The 21,046-nt window shown below is 56.0% G+C and carries 27 protein-coding genes; 6 read left to right on the top strand and 21 right to left on the bottom strand.

Features of this window, described 5'->3' with window-relative positions; all coding sequences use genetic code 11:
• Positions 1 to 2 precede the first annotated feature (2 nt).
• The gene (gene moaA / locus H4Q31_RS09430; RefSeq protein ID WP_185178823.1) at positions 3 to 1,007 is read right to left on the bottom strand and encodes a GTP 3',8-cyclase MoaA; all 1,005 of its coding nucleotides are present in this window, start codon (positions 1,005 to 1,007) and stop codon (positions 3 to 5) included.
• A gap of 124 nt (positions 1,008 to 1,131) precedes the next feature.
• Between moaA and H4Q31_RS09425 the strand changes: the two genes are divergently transcribed.
• Together H4Q31_RS09425 and H4Q31_RS09420 are read left to right on the top strand one after the other, a co-directional pair.
• Entirely contained in the window at positions 1,132 to 1,875 is a 744-nt protein-coding gene (locus H4Q31_RS09425) for a molybdenum cofactor biosynthesis protein (RefSeq protein WP_311771708.1), read from the top strand.
• A 143-nt stretch (positions 1,876 to 2,018) separates the two neighbouring features.
• Entirely contained in the window at positions 2,019 to 3,071 is a 1,053-nt protein-coding gene (locus H4Q31_RS09420; protein ID WP_185178821.1) for an HD-GYP domain-containing protein, read from the top strand.
• A 74-nt stretch (positions 3,072 to 3,145) separates the two neighbouring features.
• Here the strand turns inward: H4Q31_RS09420 and H4Q31_RS09415 are convergent, their stop codons facing one another.
• Together H4Q31_RS09415 and H4Q31_RS09410 are read right to left on the bottom strand one after the other, a co-directional pair.
• Positions 3,146 to 4,177, bottom strand: a complete 1,032-nt coding sequence (locus H4Q31_RS09415) for a C40 family peptidase (protein WP_185178820.1) — start codon at positions 4,175 to 4,177, stop codon at positions 3,146 to 3,148.
• A 403-nt stretch (positions 4,178 to 4,580) separates the two neighbouring features.
• On the bottom strand, positions 4,581 to 4,832 hold the full coding sequence (locus H4Q31_RS09410; protein ID WP_185178819.1) for a hypothetical protein: 252 nt from the start codon (positions 4,830 to 4,832) through the stop codon (positions 4,581 to 4,583).
• Positions 4,833 to 4,892: 60 nt separating this feature from the next.
• On the opposite strand from H4Q31_RS09410, the gene H4Q31_RS21970 reads away from it, so the two are divergent.
• On the top strand, positions 4,893 to 5,120 hold the full coding sequence (locus H4Q31_RS21970) for a helix-turn-helix domain-containing protein (protein ID WP_185178818.1): 228 nt from the start codon (positions 4,893 to 4,895) through the stop codon (positions 5,118 to 5,120).
• Between the two features lie 157 nt (positions 5,121 to 5,277).
• Here the strand turns inward: H4Q31_RS21970 and H4Q31_RS09400 are convergent, their stop codons facing one another.
• Positions 5,278 to 5,661: a YhjD family protein gene (locus tag H4Q31_RS09400; protein WP_185178817.1), complete on the bottom strand. Its 384-nt coding sequence runs from the start codon at positions 5,659 to 5,661 to the stop codon at positions 5,278 to 5,280.
• 130 nt (positions 5,662 to 5,791) lie between these two features.
• Between H4Q31_RS09400 and H4Q31_RS09395 the strand changes: the two genes are divergently transcribed.
• Complete coding sequence (locus H4Q31_RS09395; RefSeq protein WP_185178816.1) at positions 5,792 to 6,115, top strand: hypothetical protein; 324 nt, start codon at positions 5,792 to 5,794, stop codon at positions 6,113 to 6,115.
• A 53-nt stretch (positions 6,116 to 6,168) separates the two neighbouring features.
• Here H4Q31_RS09395 and H4Q31_RS09390 read toward each other — a convergent pair whose 3' ends face one another.
• Positions 6,169 to 6,474: a hypothetical protein gene (locus H4Q31_RS09390; protein ID WP_185178815.1), complete on the bottom strand. Its 306-nt coding sequence runs from the start codon at positions 6,472 to 6,474 to the stop codon at positions 6,169 to 6,171.
• On the bottom strand, positions 6,471 to 6,662 hold the full coding sequence (locus H4Q31_RS09385; protein WP_185178814.1) for a type II toxin -antitoxin system TacA 1-like antitoxin: 192 nt from the start codon (positions 6,660 to 6,662) through the stop codon (positions 6,471 to 6,473). The genes H4Q31_RS09390 and H4Q31_RS09385 overlap by 4 nt, the downstream gene beginning before the upstream one ends.
• A gap of 125 nt (positions 6,663 to 6,787) precedes the next feature.
• Between H4Q31_RS09385 and H4Q31_RS09380 the strand changes: the two genes are divergently transcribed.
• Positions 6,788 to 7,234 (top strand): hypothetical protein, encoded by a 447-nt coding sequence (locus tag H4Q31_RS09380; RefSeq protein ID WP_185178813.1) that lies wholly within the window; start codon positions 6,788 to 6,790, stop codon positions 7,232 to 7,234.
• Positions 7,235 to 7,651: 417 nt separating this feature from the next.
• Positions 7,652 to 7,837: a hypothetical protein gene (locus H4Q31_RS09375; protein WP_185178812.1), complete on the top strand. Its 186-nt coding sequence runs from the start codon at positions 7,652 to 7,654 to the stop codon at positions 7,835 to 7,837.
• A gap of 39 nt (positions 7,838 to 7,876) precedes the next feature.
• Here H4Q31_RS09375 and H4Q31_RS09370 read toward each other — a convergent pair whose 3' ends face one another.
• From H4Q31_RS09370 to H4Q31_RS09300, 15 genes are all read right to left on the bottom strand, one after another.
• Positions 7,877 to 8,623 carry a DUF1906 domain-containing protein gene (locus tag H4Q31_RS09370; RefSeq protein ID WP_185178811.1) on the bottom strand — a complete coding sequence of 249 codons (747 nt, stop codon included), beginning with the start codon at positions 8,621 to 8,623 and terminating at the stop codon, positions 7,877 to 7,879.
• Positions 8,607 to 9,080 (bottom strand): phage holin family protein, encoded by a 474-nt coding sequence (locus H4Q31_RS09365; protein ID WP_311771707.1) that lies wholly within the window; start codon positions 9,078 to 9,080, stop codon positions 8,607 to 8,609. The genes H4Q31_RS09370 and H4Q31_RS09365 overlap by 17 nt, the downstream gene beginning before the upstream one ends.
• A 23-nt stretch (positions 9,081 to 9,103) precedes the next feature.
• On the bottom strand, positions 9,104 to 10,201 hold the full coding sequence (locus H4Q31_RS09360; RefSeq protein WP_185178809.1) for a S8 family serine peptidase: 1,098 nt from the start codon (positions 10,199 to 10,201) through the stop codon (positions 9,104 to 9,106).
• A 68-nt stretch (positions 10,202 to 10,269) separates the two neighbouring features.
• Complete coding sequence (locus H4Q31_RS09355; RefSeq protein ID WP_185178808.1) at positions 10,270 to 10,461, bottom strand: hypothetical protein; 192 nt, start codon at positions 10,459 to 10,461, stop codon at positions 10,270 to 10,272.
• 54 nt (positions 10,462 to 10,515) lie between these two features.
• Positions 10,516 to 10,911, bottom strand: a complete 396-nt coding sequence (locus H4Q31_RS09350; protein WP_185178807.1) for a hypothetical protein — start codon at positions 10,909 to 10,911, stop codon at positions 10,516 to 10,518.
• 12 nt (positions 10,912 to 10,923) lie between these two features.
• Positions 10,924 to 12,321, bottom strand: a complete 1,398-nt coding sequence (locus H4Q31_RS09345) for a hypothetical protein (protein ID WP_185178806.1) — start codon at positions 12,319 to 12,321, stop codon at positions 10,924 to 10,926.
• A gap of 2 nt (positions 12,322 to 12,323) precedes the next feature.
• The gene (locus H4Q31_RS09340; protein ID WP_185178805.1) at positions 12,324 to 13,409 is read right to left on the bottom strand and encodes a siphovirus ReqiPepy6 Gp37-like family protein; all 1,086 of its coding nucleotides are present in this window, start codon (positions 13,407 to 13,409) and stop codon (positions 12,324 to 12,326) included.
• Positions 13,409 to 14,263 carry a phage tail family protein gene (locus tag H4Q31_RS09335; protein WP_185178804.1) on the bottom strand — a complete coding sequence of 285 codons (855 nt, stop codon included), beginning with the start codon at positions 14,261 to 14,263 and terminating at the stop codon, positions 13,409 to 13,411. The genes H4Q31_RS09340 and H4Q31_RS09335 overlap by 1 nt, the downstream gene beginning before the upstream one ends.
• Before the next feature lie 12 nt (positions 14,264 to 14,275).
• Entirely contained in the window at positions 14,276 to 18,448 is a 4,173-nt protein-coding gene (locus H4Q31_RS09330) for a phage tail tape measure protein (protein WP_185178803.1), read from the bottom strand.
• A gap of 266 nt (positions 18,449 to 18,714) precedes the next feature.
• Positions 18,715 to 19,020: a hypothetical protein gene (locus H4Q31_RS09325; protein WP_185178802.1), complete on the bottom strand. Its 306-nt coding sequence runs from the start codon at positions 19,018 to 19,020 to the stop codon at positions 18,715 to 18,717.
• Positions 19,021 to 19,088: 68 nt separating this feature from the next.
• Positions 19,089 to 19,661 carry a major tail protein gene (locus tag H4Q31_RS09320; RefSeq protein ID WP_185178801.1) on the bottom strand — a complete coding sequence of 191 codons (573 nt, stop codon included), beginning with the start codon at positions 19,659 to 19,661 and terminating at the stop codon, positions 19,089 to 19,091.
• A gap of 2 nt (positions 19,662 to 19,663) precedes the next feature.
• The gene (locus tag H4Q31_RS09315; RefSeq protein ID WP_185178800.1) at positions 19,664 to 20,041 is read right to left on the bottom strand and encodes a DUF3168 domain-containing protein; all 378 of its coding nucleotides are present in this window, start codon (positions 20,039 to 20,041) and stop codon (positions 19,664 to 19,666) included.
• A complete protein-coding gene (locus tag H4Q31_RS09310; protein WP_185178799.1) occupies positions 20,038 to 20,430 on the bottom strand; it encodes an HK97-gp10 family putative phage morphogenesis protein in 393 nt (130 codons plus the stop codon). The genes H4Q31_RS09315 and H4Q31_RS09310 overlap by 4 nt, the downstream gene beginning before the upstream one ends.
• Positions 20,431 to 20,434: 4 nt before the next feature.
• On the bottom strand, positions 20,435 to 20,758 hold the full coding sequence (locus H4Q31_RS09305; RefSeq protein WP_185178798.1) for a phage head closure protein: 324 nt from the start codon (positions 20,756 to 20,758) through the stop codon (positions 20,435 to 20,437).
• Positions 20,755 to 21,033: an NUDIX hydrolase gene (locus H4Q31_RS09300; protein WP_185178797.1), complete on the bottom strand. Its 279-nt coding sequence runs from the start codon at positions 21,031 to 21,033 to the stop codon at positions 20,755 to 20,757. Before H4Q31_RS09300 ends, H4Q31_RS09305 begins: the two co-directional genes overlap by 4 nt.
• Positions 21,034 to 21,046: the final 13 nt, after the last annotated feature.

Raw genomic sequence — 21,046 nt, 5'->3', positions numbered from 1 at the left:
GCTTAACCGCCGATTTGGGACATTCTTCGTTCGGTCGGCCTATGCGACTGCGCCTCTCCTGCGAGCAGCGCGGCCATCTCATGATTCTCGGGCTTAATGTCCATAGCCCGGTCGAACAGTGTGTGAAGGGCTTCCTTCGAACCGAGCGCGGGACGTACATTCAATTCATCCATCCAATAGAGACAAGGCTTAATATGGCCGTCAGCCGTCAGCCTCAGCCGGTTGCAGCTCTTGCAGAAGTGCTCGCTGACGGGATGAATCAAGCCGAAGGTGCCAGCCGCGCCGCGTATGCGCCAGTTCTCCGACGGACCGCTGCCTTCCGGCGCCGCCGAGCCCGCTTCAAGCTCAAAGCCGGCTTCTCTCGCCGTCTCCAGCACGCGGTTTAACGGCAAATAATGATTGCGCCAGCCTTCGTCGTCATGACCGATCGGCATATATTCAATGAAGCGGATATGCAGCGGATGCTCGACGGACATGCGAAGGAAGGCGGCAATCTCGTCTTCGTTAATCCCCTTCAGCAGGACACAGTTCAGCTTAATCGGTTGGAGGCCGGCTTCCGACGCCGCCCGAATGCCTTCCAGCACCTTGTCCAGATTGCCCCGCCGCGCGATGAACTTGAACCTCGTCTGATCCAGCGTATCCAAGCTGATGTTCACTCGATTCAGTCCGGCGTCCTTCAGCTTCTGCGCTTGCGCAGCCAGGAGCAGGCCGTTCGTCGTCAGCGCGATCTCCTCGATCCCCTTGATAGCTGCGAGTCGCGCGATCAATTGATCGAGATCGGGGCGCACGAGCGGTTCCCCGCCCGTAATGCGGAGCTTGCGGATGCCTCTCTCCGCTGCCGCCTCTGCGACTTCGGCAATCTCGCCGTAGGAGAGAAGGCGGTCTTGATCCATGAACTTCATGCCTTCTCCCGGCATGCAATATAAGCAGCGCAAGTTGCAACGGTCTGTGACCGATATACGCAAATAGGTGTGCTTCCGGCCGAATCGATCCACCATCTCCGGCATCGTCGGTCCCTCCTCGCTCCATGCGGTTCATCGCGCATTCATTGATACTAGAATAACATTTTAAACATCGTTATGGTATGCTTTAGCCAGTAGAGATTGAACACGCAATGGAAGGAATATGGACATGCCCAACGAACCCGCATGGCGAATCGCCCTGTTCGCAGGCCTCGCCGACCAACTGCGAACGCGAGCGCTATTCTTGGAATACGAGGAATCCGAGCTTCCGATCAAAGAGATTAAGCGCCGGCTGATGGCCGAGCATCCGGAACAAGCGCAGCTGATTCAAGTGTCGTTCATGGCGCGCAACCAGACCTTCGCCGATGACGAGAGCGTCGTCTCCCGCCATGACGAGCTCGCTCTTCTGCCGCCGGTATCAGGCGGATCCGGCGACGATCCCGCTCATGCGGATGGCTCCTCCCCCTCAGATCAGCGGTATGCTGTCACACACTCCCCGCTAGTTGCGGAGAAGGTCAGCCGGCTGGTCGCTCACCCGGATCACGGAGCTATACTGCTGTTCATCGGCACGACGCGGGAATGGACGAACGGGCAGCGGACCGTGAAGCTGGAGTATGAGGCGTATGAGCCGATGGCCATGGCAAGCCTGAGAGCAATAGGCGAAGAGATCGCCGAGAGATGGCCCGGCACCTTATGCGCGATTCATCACCGCATCGGAACCGTCGACATTGGCGAGGCCAGCGTCGTGATCGCCGTGTCCTCGGCCCATCGGCAGCAAGGATATGAAGCAAGCCGTTACGCGATCGAGCGATTGAAGCAGACTGTACCGATATGGAAGAAGGAAGTTTACGAGGACGGATCGGAATGGAAGGGGCATCAGCAAGGACCTTGGAACCCGCTTCTTCCAAACTAACAATAAATGTACGTTTATGACTAAAGGTAGAAATAATTCTATTGCAACCCCCCCTAATTGTTGGTAGCATAGGTACAATGAAGTAATTCGATTTATTACGACTCGTTTCGACTAACAATCGATCATTGTCCGAGGTGTGCGCCATGAGAGTAAGCTTGTCAGACCTGCAGCCGGGAGACTGCTTGGCCGAAGATATTTTCACCAATCAAGGACTTCATGTACTGTCTAAGGGAACGTTCCTTCAGGAGAAGGATCTAGCGCGACTTCGACAGCTCCACGTCCAAGAAGTGGAGATACAGCGGCGCTCTGGGGCAGCGCTGGAAGCTCAGGCAAGCCAAGGCGCAATCCCTTCTCAGCAATCTCGGATACGGCCTTATTATGATAACGCTGTCACGGGCTACGAAGCCATATTTAAGAAAGCGCTAGAAATAGGCCGAGTGCTGGACAGCGAAGTCGAAGCAAGCTTCGGGCCGTTGGTTGACAATATTCAGAAGGAGAGAGACGTCATCTCTCTTCTATTGCTATTAAACAACCAAGACGAATATACATACCAGCATTCCGTACAGGTCGGCATGCTCAGCTTCTTCCTTGCTCATTGGCTCGGATGGAGCGATGAAGAAGCGAATCACGCTGGCAAGGCTGGATTCCTTCATGATATCGGCAAGACTCGTGTCCCCGAATCGATCCTGACGAAGCCCGCGGCCCTTACAGAAGAAGAAATGCGTGAGATTCGACGGCACCCCGAGTACGGCTATGAGATTCTTCTGGCTTCATTCGGGGATCCCATCATCGCCGAAGCCGCCCTGCAGCACCACGAGCGAATGGACGGTACCGGCTATCCGAATCAATTGCCGGCCGACAGCATTCGTCCCATGTCCCGCGTCGTGTCGGTTGCAGATGTGTACAGCGCGATGATCACTTCTCGGCCATATCGTGAGAAGGTCAATATGCTGACCGTTCTGAAGGAGCTTTATCGCTTAAGCTTCAAGGAGCTGGATCCGCATATGACGCTCACCTTCATTCGCCATATGCTGCCGAACTTCATCGGCAAGCGTGTCACGATGCGAAGCGGCGAGACCGGAACGATTATTATGAATCATCCCACTTTGCTGTTTAATCCGCTTGTCCAAGTGGGAGAACAATTCATTGACACTTCCATCCACCCGCAGAATGAGATCCAACTCGTGTATCTCTAATGGTATAGGCAAACACAAGAACGGCATTTTCAAGACCGCTGCGTCTGGAAAATGCCGTTTTGCGTTGCGTGGCTTTACAACACCCTCTTCGCGAATAGGAATGTCTCCTGCCAGTAGGGCTTGTTGATATCGGTGATTTGCACGCCGTCTTCGGGCTCCGTGTTGGCGTTGATCATCTCGCCGTTGCCCATATAGATGCCGACATGGCCGACGGTGGAGTCGCTCTTGAATCTCCCCGGAACCGAGAAGAACACCAGGTCGCCCTTCTGCAGCTCGTCTCTGGATACCGATCGGCCCAGCTTGCCTTGCGCTCTCGCCGTGCGCGGAAGCGACACGCCGAACTTGGCGAATATATACCTCGTATAGGAGGAGCAATCAAACGTTCCCGATTCGGAATAGTTCTCCGCGCCAAAATCGTATTTTACACCCATATATCTCTTGGCTTCCCGTATAATTTGATCCCCCGTTGAACTGCTAGCCAGCGACCGGAAGTTCCCCGCATCGGAACCCGGCTGTCGGCCGCGCCCCGCACTCTGAGCATTCAAACCGCCCTGCGCAGTCGACTGACCATCCTTGAACGGCAGCGCGAGGTCATCGGCTCCCGAATCGCTACCTTCAAGCCGCGGGTAAAAAGATAGCTGATGATCGTCTGAGCGGAAGCTTGCTGCATCCCCGAACAAGGCTTGCAGCGACTCGACCGGTACATACAGCTTGCCATTCTGCTTCACCGCCGGTCCGACCATGCGAGTGGAACCCTCTCCGTTATCGACGGTGCTCTCTCCGGGACGGAACAACAAGGCGGCATCCCTGTCTCCGACCCCGTATTTGCCGTCCTTGAGCCATTCGCCGTGGAATCCGATGGCCTTGGCAACAGCGTCTATCGGAACATAGCCCTGGTTATGAATTTGAGTAATCGGCACCACGCTTTGCGCGCTTCGTTCTTCCGCTCGCGTCTGTTCCAGCGTCTTCACTTTGACGGGACCTGAATAATTCTTTAGCTCCCCTTGAGTATCTCCAGGATTGCTTAGACAGCCGGATAACGCAGCCGATAGGACTAGCGCTGCCGACATGCCGCCGATCCACTTCTCGTATCGATATTTGACCATCGGGAGATGTTCCCCTCCGTTGCTGAAGTCTGTCCCCGGTTATAATGCTGCTTGCCGATCGCTTTTATGTAGGCTGCAGCAGTCCGTCCAACAAAGACTGATCCTGTCTTATAAGGTCAAAAAAGAGCCCGCCAAATGGCGGACTCTTCTGCTCTGGAAGCAGCAGCTCCCCTTAACCGATCGAGCCTTCCATCTCGAACTTGATTATTTTTGAGACTGTAACATTTGGGAAGTTGATTCCCGGCAGTCTAGAAAACCGCATAAGATCAAGGCTTTCAAGCTTTTATCTGCTGTAACATCAATAACCCCAATCTGGCTGTTTCCCGAAAGTCCGTGGGCAAAATGTGGGCAAAGAAATATGGGAGATCCCGCACAGCAAGGACCGCCCTTATTTCTTTGCCCACTATGTTGAGAGACTGGCCGGAAACTCTGGAAGTGATGCGTCTACATTACATCTCTTCGGAGGATCAGCGTAAACCCGAATTACTTTACCCACCACGTCCCCAGCAAGCGAATCCTCATAAATATGTAACCTGTCATCCGGAGAACAGATTACTATCTCTCCTTCGGCTGCAACAGCATTCAGATCGACGACCAATAGATCGCCTTCCAGTATTCGACCAACCGCATTCGATGCTGCCATTACAACCTGCATGATTTTACACTCCTTTGATGGTATAATGTTCCTGCACTATCAATTGAATAGGAGTAGACAATGGACATCTCCCGCGGGAGGTGTTTACTCGGAGAACTGATCGAAGCTAAAGGTTGGACAAAAGCCGAGTACGCTCGCCGGTCAGGTCGATCCAAGCGTATGATCTCTTACATATGCGCCGGGAAAACTCCAATGACACCTGAGGACATTTACATCGCCGAGGAGCTTCTAGATTGCACATTTCGAGATCTGTACGAAGGATTCAAAAAGAGTAAACCAGCGGATTAACTTCCGCACCTCCTTTGGACAGATTGGGAAATGTGATTTCTCGTTTCTGTAAATTTACTCCTAACTTCATGTCGAAAGCTGTCGAAACATGTAACCGCTACCCACTGAAAGAACAAGAAATATATCCCTGTAATTTCTGGTTGCGGGCTGGTAACTCCTATCCCCTCATCGCCGCATCGCATATCTGCGTCCACCTATCCGCCAGCAGCTCGCCCTGCCGCTCAACCTCTTCACGCAGACCTTTTGTCGTAATTGGATATGTGCCCTGCCGGCCTTGATGGGAGTACCGATACACCAGCATATCCTCACCCTGCGGCATACCCTTGTCAGCTACCCATATGCGGTTTGCACGCAGTTGCTCGCGTGATGCCCCCAGCTCCAGCAGCACACCGGCCAGTGTCGTCTTCGCAAGACGTTCTGCTGCGCCGCGCAACGGCATGCGTGATTCCCGGATGCGCCGGATCTCGTCCTCGGTCAGCCTGACCATCTCCTGCAGCACGATATGACGCTGGATCAGCTGCAGCTCGCTGTCTCCAATCATGCGGTCCGCCTCCCCATTAGTTGTATGGTACTATTATAATGCGAATATGTGTTCGTATTCAATAGTAGCTCCCACAATTCTCCATTTTGTAGTAGAATAATGTCGACATTGAAAATATGGAGGTAATTATATGGGCCAGGTCTTAAAGGGGTTATCCGTCATAACCATTGTGCTTGCCATCATCGTCGGAATTGTGCAGGCTAACCAGTCGATTGAACTATTAGGTGATTACTATGACGTGCCATTTAGATGGGGACTTGCATTCACTTGGTGGGTGAGTGGGGTCGTAACCGGCATACTTGTGTATGCTTTTGGGGTCGTCGTTGATCATCTACAGGACATGTCCTATAGTCTCCGAATTATTTCTAGTAGCCACGAAACGCCGTCACAGCCGGCGCCGAGCCTCGGATCGTCAAAAGCCAGCATGGACAAGCTGAAGGGGTTCAAAATATAACCGACTAAAAAAGAGCAGCGAGGTTATCCCTCCTGCTCTTTTCGCGTCTCGCTTTAGAACTCGAAGTATTTGTCGTCTACGTCCAGCCCGAAACGCATGTTGTACGGAGCCTCGACGATGACGAAGTCGTTGTCGATCCGATACCCCTGCTCAAGCACGTACTTGACCGGCACCGGGATCTCATACATGTACGGCTCATCGGTCGGCCAGTGCATCTCCAGGACGCACATTATGGCATGTCCGGCGTCGCCGACATAGTAATGGTACTTCTTCAGTTCGTCCGGTAGCTCGCCTGGATACGGTCGCGTATCGACTCCCGCAGCGTAATCCAGCATACTGGCTCTAAGCGGCTTGCTCACTTTAGACCCTCCCGCTCCATCTTTTCTTCGATCGCGCGAACCACGAACTCATTCACGCTTGCTGCGCCGGCCGCTTCGGCCGCTGCCCGAATAGCTTCTTTCTCGCCTTTAGGCACAACGATGCTGATCCGATCGTAATTCGCGGCCTGGTATTTGTTCTTGGCGCGCGTTGCTGCTGATCCGGCCATCGTACCAACTCCTTTCGATATCATCGTACCAGAAAATATATACTTGAACAAGTATAAAAAACGCTTGACCATATACGTGTGCAAGTATATAATAAAGACATAAAGGACAAGGGAGCTGATTAAGGATGGCAAAGTACACGGTAACTCACACATGCGGGCATACGGTTACGGTTGATCTAGTCGGCAAGGGCAAAGATCGTGAATGGAAGCTGAAGCAAATGGAGCAGGGCGTGTGCACCGATTGCTACCGGGCACAGCAGCAAGCGAAAGCAGAAGCGAAGGCGGCCGAGCAAGGTCTGCCGGCGCTTGAAGGTAGCGAGAAGCAGATCGCTTGGGCAACAACAATCCGCAGCAAGATGATCGACGAGATCTTTGAGCCAATCCGCAAGGAGCTGACGAAGGGAACGCCAAAAGACGAACAGGCTGCTAAGGCGATTGCGTGGATGATCGAGCAAGTGACCGAGAAGATCAATACGGCAAGCGCGAAATGGTGGATCGACAACCGCAACTTGCTCCACTCGGAATATCGCAGAGAGTTGGCGATCGCTGCAAAAGGACACATGGGCAACTAACCCCGCCTGACGATGGCCGGATGGGAACCGGCCGAAACGCCCTCCGGGGCGTCGCGGGAACCCGCCACGAGGGAGCAGCGCACGCTCCCCTTTACATATATGCTCTTTTGACAATAAAATAGGATTATGCGTGGATTGAAACGAAAGGATGATGACTATGCCAGCGTTAACAATGCGCGATTGCGACGAATGCGGCAAGCCTTACGCTCCTAAACGAGAGCACTCTCGTTATTGCTCAGACCGCTGCCGCTACCGCGCCGCGGCGCGTATTAAACGGGAAGCGCGATCCGATGATGGTAAATGTCCTCAATGCGGAGGCGAGTGGGACGAGCCGGAGACGCTACATAAAAAGGGTCCGAAGTATTGCCGCAAATGCCAAGAATATTATCAAGGACGGTATAAAGCTGGAGTGGTAAGATGAAGCGAATCGACGCGATCGAGTATCGGCTCGAATACCTCGGCGCGCAGGCCGAAGAGGACACGCAATGGCTAATCGCAAAACTGGAGAAGATGGAGCGAGTGCTATCCGCGGCACTTCCGTATATATCCGACGAAGCGGCGCGGGCCGCAGTCAAGCAACTGCTGGCCGAACTCGAGGAATAAACAAAAACAGCCCGAGAGCCGAAGCCCCCGGGCTGATCGTCATTGTACCGGAATGCCGGCTGTCTTGCGCACCTCGTTGGCGAGCCGTTGAAACTCAGCCTTAGACTCCGAATCCGTTGCGGCGTACCAGGCGGCCGACAAAAACCGGATAATCTTTTCCGCGTCTTCTTTACTCATACTTTCCGCTCCTCCCTTCGTATCCCACCATCCCTCGCTGCCGAACGACTTGTTAAGGTCAACCGCGGCACCGGCTACGCGAGTATCGTTCTGGTACTGGTAGATGTTCGCGTGCGTGCTCTGCTTTCCGCGGCTCCAGGCGTACGTCTGCCAGCATTTGATGCCCGGTATTCGTTTCGCCATTTCCTCGACCACGGCATACGAGCCGTACACGCCCGCCTCATATCCCGGGATCTCCGCAGCGGCTGCACGCAGGTACGCCTCGATTGCGTCGTAGTCCTTCGGCTGCGCGTCGTAGTCGACAGCGAAGTAGATCGCCGACCCGGCAGGCTGTCCGATCGCTTGCGCTTCTTTCAAGGCTGCGACTCCATCTTCCTTACCGTTGGCTGCTCCGCCAACAGGACGGTTGGCCGATGTCTCAAAGACGGAGACGATCTGCATGCCTGCGAATGTGATCGCCTCAGCCTCCGTGCGGGTGAGCCGCTTCCAGGCGTAATCCCGCGGCACGAGATAGCGCGCCACGAATTGATAACCGGCCGCTGCGATCTGTTGCGCCTTGGCGGCCGTCAGTGGAGCCGAACAGTCGATGCCTTTACTTGCCGCTTGCATTGGTCTTTTCCTCCTGCTTATTAAGCTGTTCGAGCCAATCCCGCAATTTGCCCGGCAGCGGAACGCCGAGCGTACCGAGATTTTCGACCACGCTCAGCCCTTCACGTCCAACGTAAAAATAGATCGCGGCTGTGCGGAAAATCGGCGCGTCCGGCTGCACCCAGCTATCGGCCATCGCCGCCAGCATCACGACAACAAGCACCGTGATCTTGCGGATGCCGCCCCAGAACATCGTGTCAGAGTTAACTGTCTTGTTCCGAAATGCGCCAGCGACGCCGGTCAGGTAGTCGACTACCATGAGCGTAAGCAGCACTTGGAGAGCCTTGTCCCACCCGCCGAGCGCGGCCGAGATAAACACCCCGACTGCCGCAGCCCATCCCCCTACTACTGCCTCATTGCCACTTTTAGATAACGCTGCCGTCCACACATTTGCCAACATCTCTTTTGCCTGATTCACTTCCCCGCCCCCTCTGCCGAGCATTACGCCCGGCTATTTTTCAAAGCCGTAAACGTTTTACGAACGAGCAATTCGAAGAACCGGAATTCCTGCGGTGTGATCGCCTCGCCTCGCTGCTGCTTAGCAGATAGCTTAAGCCATAGATCGGGGCTGTCAATCGTCGGCGCGCCACCGGTCCGGCCGTCAATCGGCGTAGCCATGAAACCGCGAAGCGCGTCCTCGAACGAGATGTCATCGACGGTGTACGGTTTCGGCGGCGCATCCGCGTACGTCAGGCGCAGACGCCCGTTACCGATCAAACGGCGATCAGTGGAGCCGACGATGCCCTGCGTCGTCGTGTGCTTGACGAGCAATGCGTACAACTCCGGCTCGGTCGGGTCGCGGCCCATGTCGCGGCGGAATTGCTGGATGAGCAGCGCAGATGCAGCACTGACGCAGGGAGCCGCGCTCGACGTGCCGGAGAAGGTTCGAAGCCCACCAGTATGACAAGCAGCATCGACCATGGCACCGGGACCGATCAGGTCGATCTCCGCGTTCGAGTTGCTGAAGTGTGCCACTTTGAAGCTAGTGTCGTATGCCCCCACGGACACGACCTCTGCAAATCCGGCAGGATAATCCCATTCATCGGTCGTCGCATTACCATCTCCGGAGTTTCCACCAGAACAGACGACAAGGATGTTGGCCGCTACTGCACGCTTGATCTGGTCGTGCATGTCCACCCAGCTCGCTGGCCCGCCCAGCGACATGTTGATGGCGCTCACGCGTTCCCCGTTCGGTCCGCGCCAGCCTACCGCGTACTTGATGCCGTTTGCTATGGAGCCGGCGCCTTGCGAGCCGTCGTCGCCCGCCACTTTGATGAGCAATAGCTTGACGCTAGGTGCGATCCCGACCGTCGCGCCGGCGATGATGCTCGCCACAGCGGTTCCATGGCCTGTGACATCACTCATGTCGTCCGGATCACCGGTAAACGTTGCGCGGAATGTACCTATTACTCTCCCAGACAGCTCCGGATGTTCAAGCGCAAACCCGCTGTCGATGACCGCGACTACTACGCTTGATCCGTCAAGCCCGTGCTCCCAAAATTCTTTAACCCCTAACTCATCGGCTACTCTGTTGGTCATAGAGACACATCCTCTCAATATAAAGAGGCCGAGCAGCTGCCCGACCTCAAATTACCAAGCGTTTGCGATTATGCCGTTGCCTGCTCCCCGCCGTGCGGAATCTCCGGGTACAGCGCCGCGAGCTGAGCCAGCACCAGCGTCCGGTTGTCGCCTTGCAGGTTGTAGCCGTCGAGCAGCGCGTTGACATCCGTTTCGCCGGCCTTGTAGCGGATCGCGATTGCGCGCGCGAAGACGCGTGCCATATAGTCGGTAATGATCATGTCGTCTCACCCCCTTTCGTGGGTAGAAGAAAAGCGGCCCCGCGCGGGAACCGCTTATACTGATAATTGAGCAGCCATCAGATCGGCGATGGCTGCCGTCAAGTCATCAATCGTCTGCTGCTGTTGGGCGACCTGCACCGATAACGGCGGATGGTACACTGGCGGTGCATCGGGGTCGACGGGATCAGGGTAACTGAATACGAGCTTCGGCTCGCTCGGATCGCTGATGTCTACGCGGAAGTTTCCGCCGCACTCCGCGAAGTCTTGCTCGTACTGACCATATTCGAGTTGGACCATGCCCACCGCCTCCGGCACTCGCTCGGCAAGGGCGGCGTATGTTGCAAAGTCCTGTTCGCGTGTCGTCTCGACGACGTAACCTTGCCGCTGCCCAATTGGTTGGATGACTTCGCCTGTAAGCAAGTCATAATAGATTTTCATTCCAACTTGCATATTTTACCCTCCTTATCCGATGGCTACCCAAGTAATGGGATTGTTGACTATGTTGTGTGGTAGGCAGAATCCGCCGTTATTTATATAGGCTTGTGTACCGTCAAGTCTGAACTGAATTCCGTCGTTAACGAATATATAATATCCGTTATACTGACCGGCTTCGGTTGTAGCCGCCGTATAAATCGATACGTAGTTCGACGCCAGAATAAAAACGGTTTTCGGAGTGAACGACAGTCCATTAACCGTTATCGGATAACGGTTAGTGATCGTCGCGCCATCATATCGAATAAATGGTCTAGTGGCACTAGGGGATTGACCCGTCCCGCTTGCCACTCTCTTCGGCTGGGCAGATCCCTGCAATCCAAAGATGCTCCCGATGATATTCTCCGGTTTAAAGTTAGCGTCATAATTTCGTATCCCCGGAGTCCCGCTGCCGCTTCCGCTGTCGGTGAGATACGCTCCATACGGAATCCAGCTGTACAGATATCCGTTACCATCCGCATAGTACCCCTGCGGATCGGTATATCCGCCGTGCGCGTCCATTGTCCCCTGTTTCAACACGCCGTCATCGTACCCGCTGTAGCCACGGACTAACTTAGCTGGGTCGAGGTTAGCATCTGAAGTGTCGACTCCGACCTGTATCGCTTCAATGTTCGCCGCCATCGTCGCGAACGCATCATTCGCTGACGTAGGGATTCCCTTGTCGGTAATAGCGGCGGCGACTTGCGTCTTCCCATTACCGACAGATTGAAAAAGCTCATTTGCGATCGAATCCACATAGGTGGTCGTGGCGAATCCGCCATCTTGGATCGTCCCCATGAAGTCGTTCCACTCCTGTTGCCATTCCGCCTGCTTGGCCGTAAGCCACGCCTGAAACTGATTAAAGATGTCCGTCGTATCAGCCTGGTCAATCAATCCCGTCACTAGACCGCAGACGGCGTTATTCAGGCGTTCGTCTGTAATCAGCGCGGGGTTAACGGTCGCCGTATTCGCGATTAAGCGCACCTGCGCGAGGCTCAATTCGTAGATATTCCCCTCGCGAGTCAGCGGCGGCGGCGCGGGGTTGGCAGCTGGCGTACCCTCGACCACCGCGGCCGTTATTGACCGGACTGGCGCGCTCGTATCGAGCCTCAGGACAACGCGATCAATGCGGTCTTGGGCGGCTGTGTTCGGCGCGATCGGTAGGTCAACCGGTACGCCGTATACGCTGTACAGGTAGCCGTTAATCCAGCCGAAGCCGAGCGATACAGAGACGAACGTCTCGCCACCGTTCGCAGTCACCGCTAGGTTTGTGCCGCCGGCGAACACTCCATTGCCGACGAGTCGAGAGAAGTATTCAGCGAATTCAGTGGCGGAATATTCTCTCGGATCGGTGGCCGTCGAATCGAAGAAACTAGACTTCTGAGGCATCCTTAACCACTCCTCTTAACCTTGTTTTTCAGTGCCTTCATCTCGCGCGTGATGTCCGGAATGTCTGTCCCGAATTTCACTTCGAGGGAAGACGTCTTCTCGTAAATCTCCTTGACCTCCGTCACCCGCGGGTCCATTGTCACGCCCCATCGCTTATTGCGCAGCGTCACGATGTCGCCCAGATCCCAATCGACGCCGTACCGGAATGTCTGCGTATCAAGCACCTTGCCGTCGAACGTGAGAATCTGCTTCTGCTGCGCGAGTTGCTGTTGGCCGAGCGTCACCAGTTCGGCGGCGTCCTCGGCTTGGGAGGCGTCGAGGAACACCTCGCGGCGGTCGAAGCCGGTCGCCTCTCCGACGACCTGGATAAGCCGGTCCTCGTCTTCCCCCGGTCCGCCGGCATAACCGACATTTTTGTAATTGGCGTCCGAGTCAATAAACGACTCGCTCTCTACGTTGTCAAACTCATGCGCGAAGATGACCGGCGGCAGCGCTGATTGACTCGCGCTGACGTTCCGGCCTTCAATGACATCAAACACCCACTTCCGCGCAGCGAAGTCGAGGTTCACGCCCCAGCCAATATCGCACCATTCCGCGATCTGCTGCGCGACATCCAGGAGGTTCTCGTAGCGGGACTGCCATGGCGTCGACTTCCCGCGGAGTAGATCTGGCGCGGACGCAACAAACGGGATCGCCCGACCGGGATACAGGCCGTCAACAATGTGTCGATTGACGTAATGCTTCAGCACCGTCTCCGCGGCTCCAGACACGCGATCGTAGGAATCCGTCACAGTAATCCGTCGATCGAGCACGCCGCCGAGAGTCGGCCCTTTGACAACGAGCGTCTCGATTCCATTCTCCTCTTCGATCCCGCGGTACTGGATGTAACCCGCCTTGTTAGGCTCGTTGTTAATGTAAATGACCCGGTCCTTCATCAGCTCTCCGGTGTGCTGCTTGCTCAGCGCAATGTGGATCTCGAATTCGCCGGGCCGGAAGAACCGTCGCGTGAACTGGAGGCTCTCATAGTCGTCGATTTCGCCATGCAGGTTAAAGTCGGTGTCGAGGATGCGAAGGAATGGTTTCGCCATCACGCACCTCCATAGCGGTTATTCCAGTACACGGTGACTGTCGAGATGTCGTCCTCGGCGTTGTCACTACTATATTTGAGGATGTTCTCGCCAGGTTGGAGCCCGAAGAAGGTGCTGCCAAGGTCGATCCAGTGGAATACGTTCGTACGGCTGCCGTCGGCGGCCACAACCTCGACCCGCTTCCGACCGAAAGCCGTTGTGATTTCGAGCACGTCAGTCGCGGCCAGCGTTGTGTTGATCTTGATGTACTCGCCCGTCGTCTCATTCTCTACCACCGGATTCACCGCAGGCCCCGTGTAGCGGATGCGTATCGGCGTCTCGACGTCACCCTCATTTTCAAACACGCCGCGGTAGCCGATCAGAGCGAAGCGCGTACCGAGCTTAAGCGGAAACGTCAGGCCGCCAGTTAATGACTTGAGGTCCTTCGTCGCTTCCTCAACGTCGCGCCAGAACGGATCCGGGCATGTGAAGGAGGCGGTGAACCCGTGATGGTTGGAGAATCGATTGGTGAACACCGGCGCCTCGTCTGGTATGGCATCAGCTGCATAGGAGCGGTAGTCGTTCTCGTATACGAGCCGGCCCGCGCCTAGTTTGGGATTCAGCACACGAGACAGCCGACGGCGCAGCTCGTACATCTCTTCACGGCTGCCGGCCATGACCGTTCCGGTGAGCGTGACCAAGCGGTTAGGCATCTGCACCGCGACGACCGACGAGCCGTCCTGATACGGCGACTGGGTCGAGCGTATGTCGGCCTGCACGCCACCTGTCCCGTCGATGTGCGCGAGGATGTAGGGGCGGGAATTGCCCAGGACAACGCTCTCGCCGTTTGGATTGATATAGGTTAGTCGCTGCATGACCCCGCCTCCTTATCCAGTTACCAATCGCTGCGCTGTCTTCTGCGTCGCCTTGGACACGTCGGATGGCGATGTGACTGGCGTGTTAAAGTTATTGACCACCGACACCTGCGTACCACCGGAGCCCGCAGACTTCGTTGCCGGCGACGCGCTTGTCGAAGCCTGTACCGAATTGAGCGCTGAGATGGCCGCGTTCCGTGCGGCATCGATCCGGGCATTAATCGTATCGATCAACGAGCTGATCTGGTCGACCTTCTGCTTGAAGCCTTGATACATTTTCTCGCCAAGCGACTGGCCGGTGATCTCGTAGTCCTCGCCGTAGTCCTCAAGGAGCTTTAGGATCTCTTGCTGCTGGTTATCGATAATCAGCTTCTCGGCCTCCGCTTGGAGGCTTCGCTCGGTTAGCAGCGCGGCATAATGTGCTTTGACCGCCTCTAGCTGCTGGTTCAGCGCGGCAGCCTGCGCTTCTGCGATGTTGTTGATTCGGGCGATTTCCTCTTCTCGCTCCGTCTCAAGCATCTCCTTCTTCTCGGCTAGCTGCTCCTTGAGGGCATCTGTCTGCTCTCTGAGCTGATCCCTGAGCGTCTGTTCCTCAGTCTTGAGCGCATCCTTCTTGTCGGCTAGCTGCTCATCCTGATGACGCGCTTCTTGATCTGCGAGTAGCTTGTTCAGCTCCTTCTGCAGCTGAGCCTTGTTAAACTCGTCATGTTCGTATTCGATCTGTGCGCGCAGCCGATCGGCCTTTTGGTTATCCGCGGCGTCGAGCTCGGCGCGGGACTTCAGCTGCTCCGCTTCTTCAAGCGCGGCCAGCTCATCCTGCACCGCCTTGATCTGCGCGTTGTAGGTCCCCTCGAGCGCGGCGATCTCGGCGTTCGCAGCATCCTCGGCCGCTTTGACGCGGTAGTCATAAACGGACTTCACGCTGTCGATCGTGTTGTCTCGCCACTTCTCATTCGCGTCGATCTGCTTCTGGATGGCATCCTCGGCGGCTTCCTGCTCCGCCGCATACCGCTCTTTCAACGCTGACTGGATGCCATCGGACAGCTTGTTGATCGAGTCTATTTCCTGCTGCTCCAGCTCGGCGTAGTAGTCCTTCTCAAGCTGGAGCCGCTCGTTGATGTTCTGCCGGATCACATCGGTGATCTGCCTCTGGATGTCCGCCTTCTCCTCGGCTGTGTACTTGTCATCCGCGAGGACGCGCTTCAGATACGCCTCGTTGTCGCGGACAATGTTGTCGTACATCTGCTTTTGGATGGCAAACTGCTGCTCCGCTGATAAGTCCTCTCTAGCAATACGGTCTTCAACGGACGCCCGATATTTCTGCATGGCTTGATCGAGCAGTTCCGCCTCCCGGTCTTTGCTCCTCTCCGCGATCTGTGTGCGGACATCGTACATCCGCTCTTCGATCTCCATCCGCTCATCTGCCGTCTTGACGTTCTTCGCTTTGATCTGCTCGAGCGTCCTCAGCTCGTCCTCTAACGTCAGTTGGTTGAGCTTCTTTTTGTGCTCCAGCAGCCGGTAGGCATCGTCGAGGGCTGTGTTTTGATATGCCGCAGGTGTCTTCGTTCCGCCCCCAGTGGGGACCACCGGTGCAGTAGGGATCACTGGGGCGGCGAGTTTCGACGGGTCCGTTGACGCCAAGGCTTCAAGCGATGATATCTCGCCTTTCAGCTTCTCGACCTCTTGGCGGGCCTTCGCTGTCGCCAATGTGGCCGTTTCCATCCCAAACAGCCAATTCGCGCCGGCTTCAACGGCGGCGATCGCTGCTTCGCGGACAGCCAGCTCGCGCTTCTTCTCCATAACGATCTCGTTCGCCTTGACCTGCAGCGCCGCCCACGACGCGGCGACCTCCTGCTGCTTGACAATCATCAAGCCTTCGATCGCTTCGGCGTTAACGCCCACCGCGCTCGTAAACTGCGGGAACATACGCGAGAGCTCAGATGTGGCTTGCTTCCATTCGTCCGATCCCTGCTTCGCCGAGTTGTATGTCTTTAGCAAGTTTTCAACCGTTGCAATTTCTTGGTTCTGCGTGGCGATCTGACGGGCTTTCTCGCTGATCTCTGTTGCCGTCTCTTGGCTCGCCTTCTTAACAGCCTTCGTGTAGGTATCCAGGACTTCGTTCAATTCGTCTAGCGTTACGGCTGATATTTTCCCTTGCTCATCGACAAATTCCAACTCGAGCCCGAATGAACGAGCATCCTTTCCGAGATCCTTCAGCTTAATCCCGAGATCGTCAGCAGCAGTGTCAAGGGCGAGAACGTTGTTGCCCATCTGGGCCGAGTCAGATTCTTTCGCAGCCTCGGTCAGTTCAAGGTACTTCTCCTTCAGATCAGTGAGCTTCTGGATTTTTTCCTCATAAGTCTCGAGTTCCGACCTATCGATGCCATTTTGCTGAACCCTCTGATAATCTTCCTGCGCCTGTCGCAGCTCCTCCGTCGCCCGCTTCGCGTTAACCATACTGGTCGTGACTAGTGCGGTTACGCCTGCGATAGCCGTGAGCGCGAGGCCTATCGGGTTTGTCGTCAAGAATACGAGTGCCGTCCCCAAGCCCTTAACTGCCACTGTTATCGATCCAATAGCGGTTACCAGTTTGCCAGCGACGATTAGCAGCGGCCCAGCCGTTGCGGTAACTGCCGCGATGGTGATGATCGTCTTCTGCTGACCTGCATCAAGTGCCGCGAATCCTTCCGCCATGCGACCGACCGCGTCAATAAGAGGCTCCGCCGCATCGAGCGCAGCGATGATTGCGGGGGCAAGCGCGTCGCCGGCAGTGATGGCCGTGTCGTTCATTTTGTTCTTCGCGATCTGCAACTGGCTCGCCGTCGTGGCGTAACGCTGCTCAGCTTCTTTCGTCAGCGCGTTGTTGTCCTGCCACGCCTTCGTGCCGAGCTCCAAACTCTGGCGGAAGAGATCGCCGGCGCCGGAGGCGCGGAGCAGCGCGTCCCGCACGCGGATGTCGGACATGCCGAGTTCTTCAAGCGCGGCGAACGTGTTCTCGCCGGCTGCAGACAGTTTGCCAAGCCCTTCGATAAAAGTAACGAGTGCACCGGCCGCGTCTTGCTGGAATGCCTGCTTAAACTGGCTCGACGTCATCCCGGCGACGGCGGCGAAGTTCTCGAGTTGCTCGCCACCTGTCGCGGCCGCTTGAGCCATGTTGATCATGATCGTGCTAAACGCCGTGCCGCCCGCTTCAGCCTCGATGCCGACTGAAGAAAGTGTGCCGGCAATAGAAAGGATTTGTGCCTCGGTCAACCCGATTTGATTACCGGCACCGGCTAGTCGGAGGGCCATGTCCGAGATTTCAGCTTCAGTCGTAGCCAGACTATTTCCGAGTGCAACAATCGTGCTGCCGAGTCTATCAAAGTCGCTCTGCGACATCTGCGTGATGTTGGCGAGACGTGCAAGCGTCGTCGCGGCTTGTTCGCCGGAGAGGTTTGTCGCCACGCCTAGATCGACCATTGTACGCGTAAAGCCCATGATGGCATCCGTCTTAATACCGAGCTGTCCAGCTGCTTCAGCGACGCCGGCTATCTCTGTCGCTGCTACCGGGATATCCTTCGACATGTCACGGATGCCCTGAGACATCTTATCAAGTTCTGCGTCAGTCGCGTTGACCGTCTTTCTCACACCAGCGAAGGCAGATTCAAAGTCAATCGCTGCCTTGGACGCGAGCACTCCGGTCGCCGCGATCGGCGCGGTAAAGGCTACCGTCAAACCCATGCCAGCGTTGGACATCTTCCGGCCAGCGGACTCCATTTTATTCGCAAATCCATCGAGCGCGGATCCTACCTTGTTCCACGTCGCGGTCTGTTTTTCAAGGTCAGTGTTCGTTTCCTTCAATTCGCTCTGCAGCTTCGCTAGTTCTGCGGTCGCCTTGTTCAGGCGGACTTCGTAGTTCTGTGTCTGCTTCGCATCTTCGCCCTTCTCGCGGGCTGACTTCTCAAACTCATCCCGCAGTACAGCTACACGCTGCTGTTGGATGATAAGTTGTTTGGTGAGGAGATCGGCCTTGGCGCGCAGGCCGTCCGTACTCTTCCCGTAGTCGCCGATTTCTGCTGACGTCTTCTCAAAGTCGGATTGGACGACTTTCGCCACTCGGCTTAGGTCTGACATCTTCTTCGTGACGCCACTGTCTTCTATGCCGATCTTCGCGACTAAGTTGCCTACTTCGATTTCACTTGGCACGATTCCTCACCACCCGAGTTGATCGATAAATACTTCCTCTGCTGCTGCATGCCCGTCTTGCTTGTCCAAACCGTTCACCCGTTTGTGGATGTCCCACAGCGCAAATAGCCGGCGAGGCTGGCAACGCCAAAAATCCCTCTCGCTCATGCCGAGAAGGTTTGTTCCCATATAATAAAGCCACGTCCAATCCCAACCTGCGGATTGACCGTTGACCGATCCGGACGTCTCGCTATTTTTGACGTCCCGGAGGCTAACGGCGATGGCTTCTAAGACTTTCCCGGCACATCAGCCCCGGGAATCGATTCGAGGATCACGTCCGCGATCGCGCTCATATTAGCAGCGCCCAGCAACTGGCCGACCTTGTGCTCGGTGAGCGTCTCATCTTCGTGCACGAGTGTAAGCCACAGGAACGTGCGGATTGCCTTGAACGAGCCGGACTTGAGCGCATCGATGGCGGCTTTGTGGCTGCCGTAAATATCCTCGAGCGAGCAGAAGGTATTCAGGTCGACGATGAGGTTCCGCTCCCGGTCAAGGGTGATCGGAATCTTCTTCACGCTGACTTCGTTTGCCACTTTGTTCCCTCCCTGAAATAGAGAAAGAGCCTAGCACTTAAGCTAAGCTCTTTCTGTAATCGATTGGATTACACTTCCGGCGTATCGTTCAAGTCGTTAAGCCACGCCAGATCGCCGCCGACCGAATCCTTCTCGCGCTTAACCTTGCCGTCGATCGTCCGGCTCATGACCGTGGCCTCGACGGACACCGGAGAAGAACTGTCTCCACTACCGCCTTTGGTCTTGTACTCGCCTTTGATCTTTGTTACCTTCAAGACCCACAGCTTCACCATTCGGTATTCCCCGTCGGAAGTCCGCGCGGCGAAGGAAAGGCCGATCTCTGGAGCGACGGTATTAGACGAGTAATCATATTCCTTGGCCGTCTCGTCCCACGTACCACCTTCGAGATGACTTTTCAATTCCAGCGAAAGTTCGGCAACCTGGAATGTCAGTTTCATTCCGTTCCAGTCTGCACCAGCGTCATACACCTCGTCATCCGCGTTGACGGTCCACTCCGACACATCCGGATCGAGCGTGAGGGATTGAGCGCCGGGAACGAGCATCCCTGCGCTAGCCGTGTAAGCCGTCGCCGTGTTTGCGGTGATCGGGAAAATCTGAATCTTCTTCAGGCCCTTGAGAATCTTCTTCGCAGCATCTGCCACAGTCATTGCACCTCCGTAGTGGTTTGAAATCTCAAAATCTTGTGATACGTCTTGGTGTCGCTCTCGTACTGATCGACCGCCGCTGTCCGGATGAAGCCAAGACCCTTCATCGCTTCGGCAGCGGCTAGCGCCGCCGGTCCGGTGTTACCCTTCGTCCAGATGTCAACTTGCATATGGATCTCGCTCTCAACCTCTTCGTCGTCGGCGTTCGTCGCTTCGAAGTTGGTCACCTCGAAGAAGGTGATGTATGGCTCCGCCGTTCCGTCAGGGGCGACCTCCGGATACACCTTCACGTTCCCGTTCGCGTCTTTGCCGATCAATGCGGCGAGTGTCGAGTCTCCGCGCAGCGCGGCCAAGACTTCCGGCTTCATGTCGATCATCCGTTTTCTAACCCCTCTCGGAATTCGTCGGCGAGTGCCGCCAGCGCCGCGTCTTTCTTCTCATGAAATGCCGGGTAGATAAACGACCGCGCGGTCATCTTCTGCGTCCCGAATTCGGGGAAGTGAGCACGCCAGCTGGTCTTCTTACTCGGCCCCACAAGCACGTACTTGACACCGTCCTTGCGGCGAACGCCGGATACCTTGATGTCGTCACGGATGTGAGTGCCGCTTGCCTTCTCGCTAACTGGCGCTTTGTCGCGCATCGCCCCGGCCATAATCTCGCCTGCTGCACGCAAGCCTCGGTTCTCGACGCGAGCAGATGCCTCGCCGAGCTTCCGCCGCAGCGCATCTAGCCACTCGTCCACGCCTTGCAGCTCGAACCCCGCCATAGCGTCACGCCCTTTGAGAGATGTCGGAACAGGTGAGCTCGATATACTCCGGCTCCGAACTGTACGTCCGGATTACCTCGTATCGTTTACCCGCATGCTCCAGCAGCTTCTCGTCCTCGTACTCAATCGCGTGGATCTCGAACACCACATCGGCGCGCATGCCGCTCTGGTTGGCCGCGTAGAACTCGGAGCGTTTGACGCTGAGCTCGTTGGCGAGCACCTCGCGACTCGACTCTACCGGATCAATCGGGTATCCGCCCGCGTCTTCGCCGGTCGTGACCTTAATGAGCTGCACAGCCTCGTTCCACAATCGCTTCTGCTTGCTCATGTCGCCGCACCTCCCGAGTGGACCATGAGGTTATGCAGGCGATATTGCAGATGCCGCGGCATGCCGCCTGGCTCATCCCGGCTTTTGTACCGCCACGCCGCATAGTCGACGACAAACTGGAGGTGATAAGGGTTAGTGCCGTCAAGCGCTAACCCCTTCTCTTCCTGCAACTCCCGGACGACCCCCTCAGCGATAGTGGTCAGGTAGGTGTCCCGGACGGACGACGTAAAGCCGAGGCTCGCTTTCACAAGGCTAACGATGGTCGTTGTGTCCACGAGACTTCAGCTC

It is taken from the genome of Cohnella lubricantis, from assembly GCF_014212015.1.
Classification (GTDB): domain Bacteria; phylum Bacillota; class Bacilli; order Paenibacillales; family Paenibacillaceae; genus Cohnella; species Cohnella lubricantis.
The sequence above is the reverse complement of the archived record's forward strand: the minus strand, read 5'-3'. Positions and strand labels throughout refer to the sequence as shown.

What these genes read in the sequence shown, in the direction of transcription:
- H4Q31_RS09305 (WP_185178798.1), bottom strand. Translation starts at nt 20,758, where the DNA reads ATGAGCAAGCAGAAGCGATTGTGGAACGAGGCTGTGCAGCTCATTAAG.
- H4Q31_RS09350 (WP_185178807.1), bottom strand. Translation starts at nt 10,911, where the DNA reads ATGCAAGTTGGAATGAAAATCTATTATGACTTGCTTACAGGCGAAGTC.
- H4Q31_RS09345 (WP_185178806.1), bottom strand. Translation starts at nt 12,321, where the DNA reads ATGCCTCAGAAGTCTAGTTTCTTCGATTCGACGGCCACCGATCCGAGA.
- H4Q31_RS09355 (WP_185178808.1), bottom strand. Translation starts at nt 10,461, where the DNA reads ATGATCATTACCGACTATATGGCACGCGTCTTCGCGCGCGCAATCGCG.
- H4Q31_RS09415 (WP_185178820.1), bottom strand. Translation starts at nt 4,177, where the DNA reads ATGGTCAAATATCGATACGAGAAGTGGATCGGCGGCATGTCGGCAGCG.
- H4Q31_RS09340 (WP_185178805.1), bottom strand. Translation starts at nt 13,409, where the DNA reads ATGGCGAAACCATTCCTTCGCATCCTCGACACCGACTTTAACCTGCAT.
- H4Q31_RS09375 (WP_185178812.1), top strand. Translation starts at nt 7,652, where the DNA reads ATGAAGCGAATCGACGCGATCGAGTATCGGCTCGAATACCTCGGCGCG.
- H4Q31_RS09380 (WP_185178813.1), top strand. Translation starts at nt 6,788, where the DNA reads ATGGCAAAGTACACGGTAACTCACACATGCGGGCATACGGTTACGGTT.
- H4Q31_RS09310 (WP_185178799.1), bottom strand. Translation starts at nt 20,430, where the DNA reads ATGGCGGGGTTCGAGCTGCAAGGCGTGGACGAGTGGCTAGATGCGCTG.
- H4Q31_RS09315 (WP_185178800.1), bottom strand. Translation starts at nt 20,041, where the DNA reads ATGATCGACATGAAGCCGGAAGTCTTGGCCGCGCTGCGCGGAGACTCG.
- H4Q31_RS09385 (WP_185178814.1), bottom strand. Translation starts at nt 6,662, where the DNA reads ATGGCCGGATCAGCAGCAACGCGCGCCAAGAACAAATACCAGGCCGCG.
- H4Q31_RS09400 (WP_185178817.1), bottom strand. Translation starts at nt 5,661, where the DNA reads ATGATTGGAGACAGCGAGCTGCAGCTGATCCAGCGTCATATCGTGCTG.
- moaA (WP_185178823.1), bottom strand. Translation starts at nt 1,007, where the DNA reads ATGCCGGAGATGGTGGATCGATTCGGCCGGAAGCACACCTATTTGCGT.
- H4Q31_RS09420 (WP_185178821.1), top strand. Translation starts at nt 2,019, where the DNA reads ATGAGAGTAAGCTTGTCAGACCTGCAGCCGGGAGACTGCTTGGCCGAA.
- H4Q31_RS09335 (WP_185178804.1), bottom strand. Translation starts at nt 14,263, where the DNA reads ATGCAGCGACTAACCTATATCAATCCAAACGGCGAGAGCGTTGTCCTG.
- H4Q31_RS09410 (WP_185178819.1), bottom strand. Translation starts at nt 4,832, where the DNA reads ATGCAGGTTGTAATGGCAGCATCGAATGCGGTTGGTCGAATACTGGAA.
- H4Q31_RS09395 (WP_185178816.1), top strand. Translation starts at nt 5,792, where the DNA reads ATGGGCCAGGTCTTAAAGGGGTTATCCGTCATAACCATTGTGCTTGCC.
- H4Q31_RS09360 (WP_185178809.1), bottom strand. Translation starts at nt 10,201, where the DNA reads ATGACCAACAGAGTAGCCGATGAGTTAGGGGTTAAAGAATTTTGGGAG.
- H4Q31_RS09425 (WP_311771708.1), top strand. Translation starts at nt 1,132, where the DNA reads ATGCCCAACGAACCCGCATGGCGAATCGCCCTGTTCGCAGGCCTCGCC.
- H4Q31_RS21970 (WP_185178818.1), top strand. Translation starts at nt 4,893, where the DNA reads ATGGACATCTCCCGCGGGAGGTGTTTACTCGGAGAACTGATCGAAGCT.
- H4Q31_RS09370 (WP_185178811.1), bottom strand. Translation starts at nt 8,623, where the DNA reads ATGCAAGCGGCAAGTAAAGGCATCGACTGTTCGGCTCCACTGACGGCC.